Origin of the sequence: Arhodomonas sp. SL1 (assembly GCF_052060015.1) — a bacterium.
Classification (GTDB): domain Bacteria; phylum Pseudomonadota; class Gammaproteobacteria; order Nitrococcales; family Nitrococcaceae; genus Arhodomonas.
Map to the genome: position 1 here is coordinate 66,775 of NZ_JBPODZ010000001.1, position 13,850 is coordinate 80,624.

General features: G+C 69.0%; 17 protein-coding genes. 8 read left to right on the top strand and 9 right to left on the bottom strand.

Annotated elements, in window-relative coordinates:
* Positions 1-2: 2 nt before the first annotated feature.
* A complete protein-coding gene (locus ACQ754_RS00265) occupies positions 3-335 on the bottom strand; it encodes a DUF3634 family protein (RefSeq protein WP_440994977.1) in 333 nt (110 codons plus the stop codon).
* On the bottom strand, positions 332-1,513 hold the full coding sequence (locus tag ACQ754_RS00270) for an MFS transporter (RefSeq protein WP_440994978.1): 1,182 nt from the start codon (positions 1,511-1,513) through the stop codon (positions 332-334). Before ACQ754_RS00270 ends, ACQ754_RS00265 begins: the two co-directional genes overlap by 4 nt.
* Positions 1,514-1,737: 224 nt before the next feature.
* Between ACQ754_RS00270 and minC the strand changes: the two genes are divergently transcribed.
* The 4 genes from minC (at position 1,738) to ACQ754_RS00290 (ending at position 4,075) form a co-directional block, all read left to right on the top strand.
* Positions 1,738-2,472 (top strand): septum site-determining protein MinC, encoded by a 735-nt coding sequence (gene minC, locus ACQ754_RS00275; RefSeq protein ID WP_440994979.1) that lies wholly within the window; start codon positions 1,738-1,740, stop codon positions 2,470-2,472.
* Between the two features lie 44 nt (positions 2,473-2,516).
* The gene (gene minD, locus ACQ754_RS00280) at positions 2,517-3,323 is read left to right on the top strand and encodes a septum site-determining protein MinD (RefSeq protein ID WP_440994980.1); all 807 of its coding nucleotides are present in this window, start codon (positions 2,517-2,519) and stop codon (positions 3,321-3,323) included.
* 2 nt (positions 3,324-3,325) lie between these two features.
* On the top strand, positions 3,326-3,604 hold the full coding sequence (gene minE / locus ACQ754_RS00285) for a cell division topological specificity factor MinE (RefSeq protein ID WP_440995649.1): 279 nt from the start codon (positions 3,326-3,328) through the stop codon (positions 3,602-3,604).
* Between the two features lie 84 nt (positions 3,605-3,688).
* Positions 3,689-4,075: a DUF4870 family protein gene (locus ACQ754_RS00290; RefSeq protein ID WP_440994981.1), complete on the top strand. Its 387-nt coding sequence runs from the start codon at positions 3,689-3,691 to the stop codon at positions 4,073-4,075.
* A 4-nt stretch (positions 4,076-4,079) separates the two neighbouring features.
* Here the strand turns inward: ACQ754_RS00290 and ACQ754_RS00295 are convergent, their stop codons facing one another.
* Positions 4,080-4,274, bottom strand: a complete 195-nt coding sequence (locus ACQ754_RS00295; protein WP_440994982.1) for a hypothetical protein — start codon at positions 4,272-4,274, stop codon at positions 4,080-4,082.
* A 47-nt stretch (positions 4,275-4,321) separates the two neighbouring features.
* Between ACQ754_RS00295 and ACQ754_RS00300 the strand changes: the two genes are divergently transcribed.
* Together ACQ754_RS00300 and ACQ754_RS00305 are read left to right on the top strand one after the other, a co-directional pair.
* Positions 4,322-4,885 carry a cytochrome c oxidase subunit 3 family protein gene (locus tag ACQ754_RS00300; RefSeq protein ID WP_440994983.1) on the top strand — a complete coding sequence of 188 codons (564 nt, stop codon included), beginning with the start codon at positions 4,322-4,324 and terminating at the stop codon, positions 4,883-4,885.
* Between the two features lie 4 nt (positions 4,886-4,889).
* Positions 4,890-5,195, top strand: a complete 306-nt coding sequence (locus ACQ754_RS00305; RefSeq protein ID WP_440994984.1) for a cytochrome C oxidase subunit IV family protein — start codon at positions 4,890-4,892, stop codon at positions 5,193-5,195.
* Here ACQ754_RS00305 and ACQ754_RS00310 read toward each other — a convergent pair.
* The 6 genes from ACQ754_RS00310 to gloB all read right to left on the bottom strand — a co-directional run bounded on the left by ACQ754_RS00310 (position 5,177) and on the right by gloB (position 12,489).
* Positions 5,177-7,114: a nitric oxide reductase activation protein NorD gene (locus ACQ754_RS00310; protein ID WP_440994985.1), complete on the bottom strand. Its 1,938-nt coding sequence runs from the start codon at positions 7,112-7,114 to the stop codon at positions 5,177-5,179. The genes ACQ754_RS00305 and ACQ754_RS00310 overlap by 19 nt on opposite strands.
* Positions 7,115-7,119: 5 nt before the next feature.
* Positions 7,120-7,926, bottom strand: a complete 807-nt coding sequence (locus ACQ754_RS00315; protein WP_440994986.1) for a CbbQ/NirQ/NorQ/GpvN family protein — start codon at positions 7,924-7,926, stop codon at positions 7,120-7,122.
* 22 nt (positions 7,927-7,948) lie between these two features.
* Positions 7,949-9,295: a cbb3-type cytochrome c oxidase subunit I gene (locus ACQ754_RS00320; protein ID WP_440994987.1), complete on the bottom strand. Its 1,347-nt coding sequence runs from the start codon at positions 9,293-9,295 to the stop codon at positions 7,949-7,951.
* A 63-nt stretch (positions 9,296-9,358) separates the two neighbouring features.
* Positions 9,359-9,811: a c-type cytochrome gene (locus tag ACQ754_RS00325; protein ID WP_440994988.1), complete on the bottom strand. Its 453-nt coding sequence runs from the start codon at positions 9,809-9,811 to the stop codon at positions 9,359-9,361.
* Positions 9,812-10,116: 305 nt separating this feature from the next.
* Positions 10,117-11,685 (bottom strand): LysM peptidoglycan-binding domain-containing protein, encoded by a 1,569-nt coding sequence (locus ACQ754_RS00330; protein ID WP_440994989.1) that lies wholly within the window; start codon positions 11,683-11,685, stop codon positions 10,117-10,119.
* Positions 11,686-11,718: 33 nt separating this feature from the next.
* Positions 11,719-12,489, bottom strand: a complete 771-nt coding sequence (gene gloB, locus ACQ754_RS00335; protein ID WP_440994990.1) for a hydroxyacylglutathione hydrolase — start codon at positions 12,487-12,489, stop codon at positions 11,719-11,721.
* An 87-nt stretch (positions 12,490-12,576) separates the two neighbouring features.
* On the opposite strand from gloB, the gene ACQ754_RS00340 reads away from it, so the two are divergent.
* Positions 12,577-13,338: a class I SAM-dependent methyltransferase gene (locus ACQ754_RS00340; protein ID WP_440994991.1), complete on the top strand. Its 762-nt coding sequence runs from the start codon at positions 12,577-12,579 to the stop codon at positions 13,336-13,338.
* Positions 13,335-13,781 carry a ribonuclease HI gene (rnhA, locus tag ACQ754_RS00345; protein ID WP_440994992.1) on the top strand — a complete coding sequence of 149 codons (447 nt, stop codon included), beginning with the start codon at positions 13,335-13,337 and terminating at the stop codon, positions 13,779-13,781. The genes ACQ754_RS00340 and rnhA overlap by 4 nt, the downstream gene beginning before the upstream one ends.
* Positions 13,782-13,850: the final 69 nt, after the last annotated feature.

The window sequence follows — 13,850 nt, forward strand, 5'->3', positions numbered from 1 at the left end:
CATCAGCCCCGCGCCCGGGCGCCACCGCCACCACCGCCGGGGGGCGGGGGCTCCCAGACGTTGCGCAGCGGTTGCCGCGCCCGCTCCGGGAGGTTGCGCGAGAAGCGCAGCCGATGACCGGCGGCGGTGCGCACGCAGCGCACCTGGCCCTCGGTGATGCCGTAGAGTCGGGCGATGTCGCGGCAGCCGGATAGGAAGCCGGCCGGCGGTGTGCCCCGGGTCACCACCGGTCCGTCCGCCTCGAAGGTGATGCAATAAACGGTCCTGCCGTGCATGACAAACCCCATGAATACCGCGATGACCGCGAGTCCGGCGAGTACGGCCACGGCGGTCATGCCCGGGACCCCTCCAGCCGTAGCGCTGGGATCAGCGCCATCGAGGCCAGCACGTAGACGGTGATAGGTAGCATCGCCCAGACCGCACCGCTGAGGGCATCGGCGACGAGGCCACCGAGCAGCGGTACGGCGAAGGCCATGGCGTAGCCCAGCGTGAACATCCCCGCAGAGAGCCGTCCCGCCTCCGCCGAGGCACCGATGTAGGGCGGTAGCGACACCAGCAGGATGAGCTGTACCGCCGTGGCGAAGCCCACCACCAGCGCGCCGGCCAGCGCCGCCCAGCCCTCGAGGAGGGAGAACGCCACCAGGCCGACGACCGTGGCCAGCGTGTTGGCGAACAGCGGCCCGCGGCGGGCGAGCAGCCGGCCGGATACGAACAGCATGGTCACCGATGCCACCACCTGGCTGACATTGAACAACAACAGCGTCATCGGCAGCGCCTCCAGGGCGCCCCGGGCACTGAGGATGCTACCCATGTAGGCATTGGTGCCGAAGAACGCCATGGACGAGGCACCGAGCAGCAACCCCAGTCGCCAGACGTTGGCATCATGCCAGTCCGGCTGCCAGCGCGGACGCTCGCCGCCGGAGGCGCGCACACTCCGGGGCAGGGCGAGGGCGGCGGCGATGGCCAGTGCCGGCAGCGCCCAGACCAGCAGGGTCAGCCGCCAGCTCTCGCCGGTCAGCGGCATGATCACCGGCAGCGTGAGCCCGGCGCCGACGAATTCCCCCATGAGCATGCCGTTCATGTACACCGCCGAGGCCAGCGCGACGAAGCGCGGGCACCACAGCGGCAGCAGGGCGGGCAGGGCCGGCTGCATCACCGCCACGCCGACGCCGAGGGCGGCGGTGGCCGCCATCAGCACGGCCACCGGGGGCGCCAGCCCTCGGGCCGCCGAGGCCGCTGCCACTAGCACCAGGGCAAGGATGAGGGTGCGCCGCGGACCGAGCCGGGCGATGGCGAGCGATCCGGGCAGGGCGCCCACGGCGAGCATCAGCACCGGCACGGTGGTGAGCGCCCCGATGGCGGTTTGGCTGAGGCCCAGGTCGTCACCAATGCGCGGGGCGAGCGGTGGGGCCACCAGGATCGGGATGCGCAGATACAGCCCGGTCAGCCACAGCAGGGCGAGGAGGGCGACGCGGCGGGGTAGGTTATCATTGTCGTTCGCGGAATCGGCCATCGCGGCAGTCTACCAGTACGGCCGGTGTGTCGGGCGCCTGCGACAGGGCCGTCCGGGGGTAGCGACGCCGTCGCCAGGGGCACTCGTCGCAGCGCCCGGACACGGCTATTGATCACCCCGGGGCTGCACGATATAAAGGCGGCAGTTCACACCGGCGTCCCCGGGCGGGTCACGGCGAGGAAGGCCGGGGCACGTCGCGGGGGCGCGATGCTTTTGGGAGCAGCATGACCTCACAGGCGAGTTCCGCGTCCACCCCGCAGGCCTTTGAGCTCAAGGGCCGAATGCTCACGCTGACCATCCTGCGTCTGCTCGACGCGGATCTAGAGCGCTTCCTCAGCGAGCTCGAGGGGCGCATCGCCGAGGCCCCCGCCTTCTTCGACGGCATGCCGGTGATCCTGGACCTCGCCCCCGTGGCCGCGACGGGGATCGACGATGTTTGGCTCAGTGAGCTCGCCCACCACCTCTGGCAGGGCGGCCTTGCCCCGGTGGCGGTGATGGCCGGCGACTCCCGGGTGGAGTCCGCCGCCCAGGCCGCTGGATTGGGGGTGATGCGTCAACCGGGGAGCGGGACCCGGGAGGTGGACGCGGAGCCGCCGAAGGCCCGTGCCGAGCCCGAGCCCGTGGCGACCCGGCTGGTCACCCAGCCGGTGCGTTCCGGCCAGCAGATCTATGCCCGCGGCGGCGACCTGGTCGTGCTCGCGGCGGTAAGCCCCGGTGCCGAGGTGCTCGCCGACGGCAATATCCACGTCTACGGCCACCTGCGCGGTCGGGCCCTGGCCGGCGTGCAGGGCGACGCGGGGGCACGGATCTTCTGCCAGCAGCTGGACGCGGAGTTGTTGGCCATCGCCGGCTGCTACCGGGTCAGCGAGGATATCGACGACGACCGGCGTGGCCACAGTGTTCAGGTGCGCCTCGAGGGTGAGACACTGCACATCGAGCCGTTGACCGGGGCCGCGTGACCGGCGGGCGCGGCAATCACACAACAGGATCAGGAGGTTTCAGCGTGGCAAGGATACTCGTGGTGACATCCGGCAAGGGGGGCGTGGGCAAGACCACGACCAGCGCCGCATTTGCCGCCGGCCTCGCCCGCCACGGTAACAAGACCGTGGTGGTGGACTTCGACGTCGGGCTGCGCAACCTCGACCTGATCATGGGTTGTGAGCGGCGTGTAGTCTACGACTTCGTCAACGTCATCAACGGCGAGGCCAATCTCAACCAGGCACTGATCCGCGACAAGCGCGTGGAGAACCTCTATATCCTCCCGGCCTCCCAGACGCGGGACAAGGACGCCCTTACCCAGGAGGGGGTGGACAAGGTCCTCGCCGAGCTCGGCGAGCAGTTCGACTATATCGTCTGCGACTCGCCGGCGGGTATCGAGCGGGGCGCCAACCTCGCCATGTACTTCGCCGACGACGCCCTGGTGGTCACCAATCCGGAGGTGTCCTCGGTACGGGATTCCGATCGGGTGCTCGGACTGCTGGCGAGCAAGACCCGACGCGCCGAGCAGGGCGCCGAGCCGGTGCGCGAGCACCTGCTGATCACCCGTTACGCGCCCTCGCGGGTGGGCAAGGGGGAGATGCTCAGCGTCGAGGACGTCCGCGAGATCCTCGCCATCGACCTGCTGGGGGTGATCCCGGAATCCACCGCGGTGCTCAATGCCTCGAACGCCGGCGTGCCGGTGATCCTCGAGGATCGCACCGATGCCGGCCAGGCCTACGAGGACGCGGTGGCGCGGTTCCTCGGTGAGGACCGCGAGCATCGGTTCCTCAGCGAGAAGAAGGGCCTGTTCGGGCGGATCTTCGGAGGTTGATGATGGGCTTCCTGGACTATTTCCGCTCGGAGAAGAAGCGCTCGGCCTCCGTGGCCAAGGAGCGGTTGCAGATCATCGTCGCCCGCGAGCGTGGTGCCCGGGGCGGACCGGACTACCTGCCTCAGCTCCAGGAGGAGCTGCTCGCAGTGATCCGCAAGTACGTGCAGGTCAGCGACGACGCCGTGCGCATGGAGGTGGAGCACGAGGGCAACTGCGATGTCCTTGAGCTCAATATCACCTTGCCGGAACCGGAAGAGGGACACCGGGCCAGCGGCTCGTAGCGCGCGCCGCGCGCGGGAAGGTTCGCCTGCGGGGCAGGCTCCTACATTCGCCGGTGAGGCCGGCCACCGCAGCAGGAGGCGCAGATGCAGGCTTCCACATACCCCAGCGATGAACGCTCCGGGCGGACCCTGCCCATGGCGGTCTACCTGCTCTACCTGCTGGGCATGTTTATGGTGGTGACCGTGCCCGTCGGTGTGGCCATCGCCTACTGGGCCCGGCGACGGGCCCCGGAATGGCTTCGGAGCCACTACACCTTCCAGCTGCGCACCTTCTGGCTCGGCCTGCCGGTGCTCGCCCTGGGTCTCGTCCTGGCCGCCAACATCATCGGCTATCTGATCATCGCCGCCTGGGCGGCCTGGGTGATCGCCCGTTGTGCGGTGGGCATCGGCCGGTTGAGTGATGCCCGGGGGATCCCCGAGCCGCGCAGCCTCGCCCTCGGGGGCGCGGGCTCGGCAGAGGCGCAGCTGTAGGGGCTTAGAGTGGCTCGTCGGCCCAGGCCTCCAGCCGGCGGGCCAGACGCAGGAGGCCGTAGACGATCACCGGTGCGACGAGGATGGCGGCCACGCCCCAGTCGTGGCGGTGGATGACCCAGGCGAGCACGGCCGCGACTGCCAGAAAGGCGGTGCCAGTGATACCGAAGGCGATGAAGCGGCGCTGGCGGCGGTTCATGATGTCGTCATTTCGCCTGCGGGGCAGGCTCCCACAAGGGGGGAACATTGGAGGACGCCGCCGACAACGATTGGGGGCCACTCTCGGCGCTGCCCGGCAACCCGCTGATATGGGTGCTGATCCTTGGCGAGCTGGTGGTCTTCGCCGCCTTCTTCGGTGTCTATGGCGTGATGCGCGCCGGCGAGCGGGAGGTCTTCGATGCCGCCCAGCGGCAGCTCGACCCCCTGCTCGGCGGGATCAACACCATGGTCCTGCTCACCAGCGGCTTGTTCGCGGCGCTCGCCGTGGAGGCCCGGGCGCGGGAGGCGGTGGCGCGCTGCCGCCACTGGCTGCTCGCCGCCATGGCCGGCGGTGCGGTCTTCTGCGCGGTCAAGGTCTACGAGTATGCGGACAAGATCGGCCAGGGCCTGACCCTGGAGACCAACAATTTCTTCACCTTCTACTACCTGCTCACGGGTTTTCACTTCGCCCACGTCCTCTTCGGCCTCGCGCTGCTGGCCGTGGTCGCCTGGCGGGCCTCGCTGGTGAACGTCGAGACCGGCACGGCGTTTTGGCACATGGTGGACCTGATCTGGGTCATCCTCTACCCGTTGATCTATCTGCTGCGATGAGCCCATGAGCGGAGCCTATCCCGGTACCCGGAAACTGCTCGCCACCTGGGCCGTGCTCATGGGCCTGACGGCGCTGTCGCTGTTCGGCGGACAGGTGATCGGTGCCGGTCGCGACGCGTCCCTGCCGTGGTGGTCGGTGGCCCTCGTGCTTGTGGCCGGCTATTACAAGGCCTGGCAGATCCTCATGGTCTATCTCAATCTCCGCGCCTCCGGCCCGGGCTGGCGCGGCCTCTTCCGCGCCCTCTTGCTGGTCACCTTCGCGTTGATCCTCGGCGGCTATCTGCTCGCCAATCACTCGGCGATGATCTGACGGTAGATCCCGGGCAGGGCGGCGGCGAGGTGGGCCGGGTGGCTGACAATGGCATGGCGGCCGCGGCCGAAGAGATAGGGGAAGTACTGCTGGGCCTGGCTGTCCACGGTGACGCCGAAGACGCTGACCTCGCGGCCCCGGGCCTCGATGATCGCCCGGCGGGTGTCTTCGATGGCGTAACGCCCCTCGTAGTAATCGGTGTCGTTGGGCTTGCCGTCGGTGAGCACCAGTAGCAGCCGGTGGCGGTTGGGGCGCTCCGCGAGCCCGGTGCTGAGGTGCCGGATGGCCGGACCCATGCGGGTGTAGCGACCGGGCTTCAGCGCGCTGATCCGGCGGGCGACGCGCTCACCCATGGGCTCGGCGAACCCCTTCACGGTATTCACCCACACCCGGTGCCGGCGTTGGGAGGTGAAGGTATGGATGGCGTAGTCGTCGCCGCAGGCCGCCAGGCCATGGGCAAGCACCAGTAACGCCTCCTTCTCCACGTCCAGCACCCGGCGGTCCTCCAGCCAGGCCTCGGTGGACAGGGAGACATCCACCAGGATGGCTACCGCCAGGTCGCGGGCGTGGGGGCGGGCGGCCACGTATAGCCGGTCCGAGCCCTCGCCGGTGGCGAGCCGGTCGCAGTGGGCGCGGATGACGGCATCCATATCCAGCTCGCTGCCCTCGGTCTGCCCGCGCAGGATCTCCCGGCGTGGGCGCAGGGCCTCGAACTGCCGGCGGACCCGTCGGATGCGCCGCTGGGTGATCTCATCGGGTGTCCAGTCCTCGCCCTCCTCCGATTGTACGGAGGTGTGCACCGCACAGTGGTGGGGCAGGTAGGTCCCCCGGCGGTAGCTCCATTCCGGGTAGGTGTAACGCCCGCGCAGCGGCGAGCCGGTGACCGCGTTCGGCGGCAGGTCGAGATCCACCTTCAGCCGCGTGGCCGCGTGCTGTTGATGGGGGCTCAGGGTGATCTCATCGAGGTCGTCGGCGGCGCGCTTGGCGGCTTCCTCCTCCTCGTCCTCCACCATGCGGTTGACGTTGACCATCTCCGCCCAGGCGAGCAGCTTCTCGAAGCGGTTCAATACCAGCGGGTCATCGCGCTCGCTCTGGTCCTGGCGCCGGCGGCTGGCCTTGCGCTTGCCTTCCCCCGCCTCGGCGGAGCCGCCCTCCGGGTCATCGGCATCGGGGTCGTCCCCCTCGCGCTCGCCGCCACCGGTGCCGAGCTCCGTTACCGCCCCCCACAGCGGCACGGGTAGGGGCGGGCGGTAGTCCCGTGGGGCGCGCAGTGCTTCGGTGGTGTCCGCCGTCCCCCGGATGTGCCCCAGCAGGCCTGTGGCGCGCCGGTCCAGTGGGGCGCTGTCACCGAGCAGGTGGCGGATGCAGGCCTCCACGGCCGCCTCCATGGGGGGCAGGCGCCGGCGCGGGCGGATGGCCAGCAACGCCCCGCACAGGCGCCGATAGCGTGGGGTGAGCCCGGGAAAGGTCTCACAGGCCTGACGGCTCGCCTGTTCCGCGGCCCCCAGGGCGGCGAGGTCCTGTTGGAGGGGGTCGTCACAGTCCGTGGGGGCCTCGGCCACCGCCAGGAAGGCGGCCAGCCAGAAGTAGAGGTCCCGGTTGAGGGACGGGTCCGGGAAATAATCCAGCCGCGGGGGCAGCAGCAATTGCTCCTCGTCCCGCCGGGCCTGGTCCACCGGTTCCTCGTCGAAACCCAGGCGCTGGCGCAGGGTCAGCCGGTGACGGGAGTTGCGGGCGACGATGGCCCCCACCTCCAGCCCCAGCGGCCCACCCGCGGCCCGGAAGAATACCCCCAGGCTCGCGCGTACCGACTCCAGGGTGACGGCGGCATCCGGGTGGTGCGGGTAGCTGGCCGCCCGGGCCGCCCAGCGGTGCCAGCGCCGCCCGACCAGCTCCTCGGGCTCGAGCAACTCGCGCATGGGGCTCAGCCGAAGGTCGCCCGGATGGCCTCCATCAGGCCCTCCTGGACGTCGTCATCATCGGTCAGCGGTGACACCAGGGTGCTTCGCGCCGCCTCCAGTACCGGCATCCCCGCCTGCATCAGGGTGGCGCAGTAGATCAATAGGCGGGTGGAGACCCCTTCCTCCAGATCCTGGCCGCGCATGGCGCGCAGGCGGGCGGCCAGGTTCACGAGGGCGGCACAGCGCTCCCGCGGCAGCCCACTCTCCTGGGCCACGATGTCGCACTCCAACTCCGGCGGTGGGAAGTCGACATCCAGTGCCACGAACCGCTGTCGGGTGCTGGGCTTCAGGGATTTCAGGATGTCCTGGTAGCCGGGATTGTAGGAGACCACCAGCATGAACTCCGGTGGCGCGGCGAGCATCTCTCCGGTGCGCTCCAGCGGCAGTACCCGGCGGTCGTCGGTCAGCGGGTGCAGCACCACGGTGACGTCCTTGCGGGCCTCGACGACCTCGTCGAGGTAGCAGATGCCGCCCTCGCGCACGGCCCGGGTCAGGGGGCCGTCCACCCAGCGGGTCTCGCCGTCCTGGAGCAGGTAGCGCCCCGTCAGGTCCGCGGCGGTGAGGTCGTCATGGCAGGCCACAGTGAACAGCGGCCGCCCCAGTCGGGCGGCCATGTGGCTGACGAAGCGGGTCTTGCCGCAGCCGGTGGGACCCTTCAGCAGCAGCGGTAGGTGGCGCTCCCAGGCCAGCCGGAAGAGCTCGCATTCCGAGCCCACCGGCTCATAGTAGGGGAGCTCCGGCTCGACGGTGTTGTCCTTCAATGGCTCCATGACGCGCGCCCCGCCCGGTGGCTCATTCGGTGCCTGCGGCGATGTTGGCGGTGGCGGGGACCTGCTCGCGGGCACGGCCGAACAGGGAATACACCAGCATCAGCGCCCCGAGTACCACCACGATACCTGCGCCCAGGCGCATGGCGTAGAACAACCCCAGCTGATCCTGGACCTCCATATAGCCCATGCCGAGGACCCGCTGTAGATGGGTCTGGACCACCCCGGCGAAGGTCAGGGTGAAGGTCATGAAGGCCATCGCCGAGGTCATGATCCAGAACGCCCACATGTTGAGCACCTGGTTATAGGGCTGGACCCGCCGCAACTGCGGCATCGCGTAGGTCACGACACCGAGCACCAGCATCACGTAGGCACCGTAGAAGGCGAGGTGTCCGTGGGCGGCGGTCACCTGCGTGCCGTGGGAGTAGTAGTTGACGAAGGACAGGGTGTGCATGAACCCCCATACCCCGGCCCCGAAGAAGGCCATGGTGGCGCAGCCCAGCGTCCAGAGCATGGCCGCCTTGTTGGGGTGATTGCGGCTGCCCTTCCAGAACATGTAGAACGCGAACACCAGCATGGCGAAGAACGGCACCACCTCCAGGGTGGAGAAGATGCTGCCGATGGGCTGCCAGTAGCCCGGGGTGCCGATCCAATAGTAGTGATGGCCGGTGCCGAGCAGCCCGGAGAACAGGGCCAGGCCGACGATGACGTAGAGCCACTTCTCGATGATCTCGCGGTCGACGCCGCTGAGCTTGATCAGCAGATAACCGAGCAAGGCGGCCATGATCAGCTCCCAGACGCCCTCCACCCAGATGTGGACGATCCACCACCAGTAGATCTTGTCCACGGCCAGGTTGGTGGGGTTGTAGAAGGCGAACAGCCAGAACACCGCCGCCAGCCACAGCCCCAGCATCAGCACCATGGTCACCGCCGTGCGCCGGCCTTTGAGCACGGTGAGGCTGGCGTTGTAGAGGAACATCAGAAACGAGACGGTGATCAGCACCTTCACCCAGAACGGCTGCTCCAGGAACTCCCGCCCCTCATGGATCCCGAACTGATAGCTCACCAGGGCGGCCACCCCCGCGACGGCGAAGATCGCCAGCTGCACATAGGCGATGGTGGGGCTGTGGATCTCCGTCTCCGACTCCTCGGGCAGCAGGTAGTAGGTGCAGCCCATGAAGCCGATGAGCAGCCAGACCACCAGCAGGTTGGTGTGGCTCATACGGATGATATGGAACGGCATCGCCTCGGAGAGGAACTCCGGCATCACGTATACGGTGCCGGCGAGGGCGCCGAAGAGCACCTGCAGGATGAACAGCGCCATCGCCAGCGCGAAGAAGGGCAGGGCAACCTTCTGGGTCTCGTATCGCATCGTCTGCGGTCTCCGTACCTGGTGTATCGCCGGGTGCGTGGGTCGGTGTCTCCGGTGCCGGTCTTAGCCCGAGGGGTGGGGCGGCCAGCCCTGGGTGTCGATGGCGTCGGTCCAGCGCAGGAAATCGATCAGCGCGTCCATCTCCTCGTCGGAGATGTCGAACGCCGGCATCTGGCGCCGATCCGGGGCCCCGGTGGGCTGGGCACGGATCCAGCCGGAGAGCGCGGCGCGGGCCCCCTCGGGGTTGTCATGGCCGCCGTAGCGGGTCCAGACGTTGCCGAGCTCCGGGGCGAAGTAACCGCCCTCGCCGAGCAGGGTGTGACAGTTGATGCAGGAGTGCTTCTCCCAGACCTCCTTACCATGGCGCACGGAATCCGTGAGCTCCAGGCTGGCGGTGGACTGGGTGACGGCGTACCAGTGACTGTGCGCGGTGAGCGCTGCGAACAGCAGGAAGAAGAACAGCGAACCGCCGTAGAAGATGTTTCGTGCCGCTGCCTTTGTAAGCCCCTCGCCCATGCCCGCTTCTCCCTTTTCTGGCGATAGTTATCCGCGGCTTCGTTATGCGTAACAGGAAGACAGATGGCCAAAGGAATGTCAACGATGAATGTTAAGGGAGGGGAGCAAGTCACAAGGGTTCAGGGGCAAGGGGGGAGTAGGGCGCATGGAGCGCAGCACAATGCGCCGGGAGGGGCAGCGGGGTACCGCCGGAAAGCGTAGGTAGGGCGCATGGAGCGTAGCGTAACGCGCCGGGACGTTGGCCCGCGCGCCCCGTGGACGGCGGGGTGCGGTCCCGTGGGAATGTTCGCCTGCGAGGCAGGCTCCTACTGGGCCTGGACTTGGAGCTGTTGACCGGGCCGGAGGTAGTCGCCGCGGTCGATGCCGTTCCAGCGGCGCAGGTCGGCGACGCGGACATCGAACTCCCGGGCGATGCGATAGAGGGAATCGCCCTTGCGTACCGTATAAACGGAACCATCGGCGCCGCCGGTCTCGCCACTGCCCTGGCGAATGCGCAGGGTATCCCCGGGCTGGAGGACGGTGTCCGGGGAGATCTGGTTCCAGGCGGCGAGCTGATCGACGCTGACGTCGTAACGCCGGGCCACCGCCCAGAGGCTGTCGCCGGGCTGTACCTCGTGCTGCAGCGCTCGCTCGCCGCCACCTCCCCGCCCGGCGAGGCGCTGGCCCTGCGCGGGACGGCCGCTCGCCGGGACCACCAGCTCATCGCCCACACGAATCAGGCTGCCATTCAGATCGTTCAGGTCGCGGAGCATGGCGACACTGGTGTGGTAGCGATCGGCGATCTCGTCGAGGGTGTCACCACGCGCCACCTCGTGGCGCTGCCAGCGCATGCGCTCGCTCGGGGCGCGGGCGGCGAGCCCCTGGCGGAAGCGCTCTGCCCGCTGGGCCGGGACCACCAGCCGGTGGGGGCCCTCCGGCGGTGTCGCCCATCGGTTGTAGCCCGGGTTCAGCCGATACAGGGCGTCGGTGGAGATCCCGGCCAGGTCGGCGGCGAGGGAGAGATCCATCTGCCCCTCGAGCTCCACCGTCCGGATCGCGGGCTCGTTGGGTATCTCGGGCAGCGTGATGCCATGGGCCTCGGGTTCCGCGATGAGGTCGCGGACGGCCAGTAGCCGCGGCACGTAGGCCTCGGTCTGGGCCGGCAGGTCCAGATGCCAGAAGTCGGTGGGCTGGCCGCGGCTGGCATTGCGCTCGATGGCCCGCTTCACCGTCCCCTCGCCGGCGTTGTAGGCCGCGATGGTGAGCAACCAGTCGCCGTCGAAGTAGTCGTTGAGGTAGGCGAAATAGTCGAGCGCGGCCTCGGTGGAGGCCACCAGGTCGCGCCTGCCGTCATACCACCAGTTGCGCTGCAGCCCGAAGTGATCCGCCGTGGTGGGGACGAACTGCCACAGCCCGGCGGCATGGCCCCGGGAATAGGCCGACGACTTGTAGGCGCTCTCGATCACCGGGATCAGCGCGAGCTCCATGGGCAGGTCGCGGGCATCGATCTCTTCGGCGATATAATGCAGAAACGGCCGCGCGCGCTCCCCCACCGTCCCCAGGTATTCCGGCATGTCGGTGTAGCGCTGCATCTCGCGGCCTACCGCTGCGCGCTCGTCTTCGGGCATGGCAAAGCCGTCACGCAGCCGGTCCCACACATCCTCTGGCGCCGAGACCGCCTCGGTGGTATCGCGGTCAACGGGTCCGCTCTGGCTCCGTGGCCAGTAGTCCGCGCTGCGCTGGCGGCGCAGGATCTCCGCGGTCTCCAGCGATGGTCCGATATCGGCATGCACCAGCTCGCCATCGCCCCCGGCGGTGCCCTCGTCGGTCGGGTTGACCGAGCACGCGCTCAGCACGAAGCAGGCCACCAGAGGCAGCACGGCGGTTGAACGCATTGTTATTGTCCCCTTTTCAGCGGCCCGTCACCGTCAGAATCGATCCTTCCAGGCACGAACGGCGGCGAACACCGCTACCGGGTCGGGCAGCGCCTGCCCCGTGTGCCCCTCGGCGCCTTGCCGGACGCTGTCGACGTCGCAGCGCAGGAACGGATTGGTGGCCCGCTCCTCGGCGATCGTTGACGGTAGCGTGATTTCCCCGATCTCCCGCGCGGCGCGCACCCCCTCGAGGCGCTCCTGGAGCGCGGTGTTATCCGGTTCCACCGCCGCGGCAAAACGGAGGTTGGCCAGGGTGTACTCGTGGGCGCAGTAGACCCGGGTGTCGCCGGGAAGGCCCGCGAACCGGGACAGTGACGCGTGCATCTGCTCCGGTGTGCCCTCGAACAGCCGGCCGCAGCCCCCGGCAAACAGGGTGTCGCCGCAGAACAGCATGCCGTTGCCGTAATAGGCGATGTGGCCGGCGGTGTGGCCCGGGCATTCGATTACAGCGAATTTCAGTCCAAAGCCTTCCGGACGGACGGTGTCCCCACCGGCGACGGCATGGGTGCGGCCCGGGATGCGCTCGCCGGCCGGTCCCCATACCGGCACGTCCCATCCCGCCAGCAACGCCTCCACGCCACCCACATGGTCCGGGTGGTGGTGGGTGATCAGGATCCCCGCCAGGCTCAGACCGCGTCGGCACAGGGTCTCCTGCACCGGAGCGGCATCGCCGGGGTCCACCACCAATGCGCGGTGGCTATCGGCATCCGCCAGCATCCAGATATAATTGTCTGAAAATGCCGGAATCGCGAATACGTCGGTCATGGCGCGGGAGGATAACCCGTGACCACCGGCAGCACCAAATGTCGCCTCGCGGCGACGACCGCGCTATCCTCGAGGCGGAGGTGAGCCATGAGCGAATCCCTCAACCGCTGGTTCCGGAGCCCCCTTGGCCGCGAGCTCATGCAGGCCGAGTGCCGCATGGTGAGCCGCCGTCTTACCGGCACCCATGCCCGCAGCGTGGTCCAGATCGGTGCCTATGGCTGCGGCCAGCGTCCCGCGCTGTTCGGCGACGTCCGCCACTGGTTGCTGGACCGCTGGCCCGGTGGGCCGGTGGACGTGGCCGCTGACCCCGGAGACCTGCCCCTGGAGAGCGCCAGCGTCGACGCCCTGATGCTGGTCCATCAGCTGGAGTTCAGCGAGGATCCGCACCAAGTGCTGCGCGAGGCCGAGCGGGTGCTGGCACCGGAGGGGCGGCTGTTGGTGCTCGCCTTCAACCCGGTGAGCCTTTGGGGCCTGCGCCGGGTGCTCGGCGTGCTCGGCGCGGGGGATCCGCCATGGGCGGGGCACTATTTCGGGCGGCTGCGCATCAACGACTGGCTGCGCCTGCTCGGCCTGGCCATCGAGCGGCGCGAGGGCGTGTTCTGCCGCCCGCCGGTGGCGCGCGCGCGAACCCTGGAATGGCTTGCGCCGCTGGAACGCCTCGGTCCAGGCTATGCCCGCCTCTTCGGCGGCGTCACGTTGATTGTCGCCCAGAAGCACGTCGCCGGGATGACACCGCTGCTGCCTCAGGAGCGGCCCCGGCTCAAGGTCATCGACGGCGGGCTGGCCGGCGCCTCGCGGGTGCGCGCGGGCGACGCCGCCCGTACCGCGCACAAGGGAACGGACGCGTGAGCCGAGTGGAGATCTATACCGATGGCGCGTGCCGGGGCAATCCCGGCCCCGGCGGCTGGGGTGCGGTGCTGCGCTACGGCGAGCATGAGCGCGAGCTCTGGGGCGGCGAGCCGGAGACCACCAACAACCGCATGGAGCTGACCGCGGCGATCGAGGCACTGGCCAGCCTAAAGCGCCGTTGCGAGGTGGACCTCACCACCGACTCCGAGTACCTGCGCAAGGGGATCACCGAGTGGCTGCCCAACTGGAAGCGCCGGGGCTGGCGTACCAGTGCGCGCAAGCCGGTGAAGAACGCCGACCTCTGGCAGCGCCTCGACGAGCTGGCCGGCGAGCACACCGTGCACTGGCACTGGGTCCGGGGCCATACCGGGCATGCGGAGAATGAGCGCGCCGACGAGCTGGCCAATCGCGGCATCGACGAACTGCGGGAGACGACCCCGTAGGGGCGCGCTTCGCGCGCGAAGGTTCGCCTCCTTCGCCTGCCTCGCAGTAGTAGTAGGGCGGATGGAGCG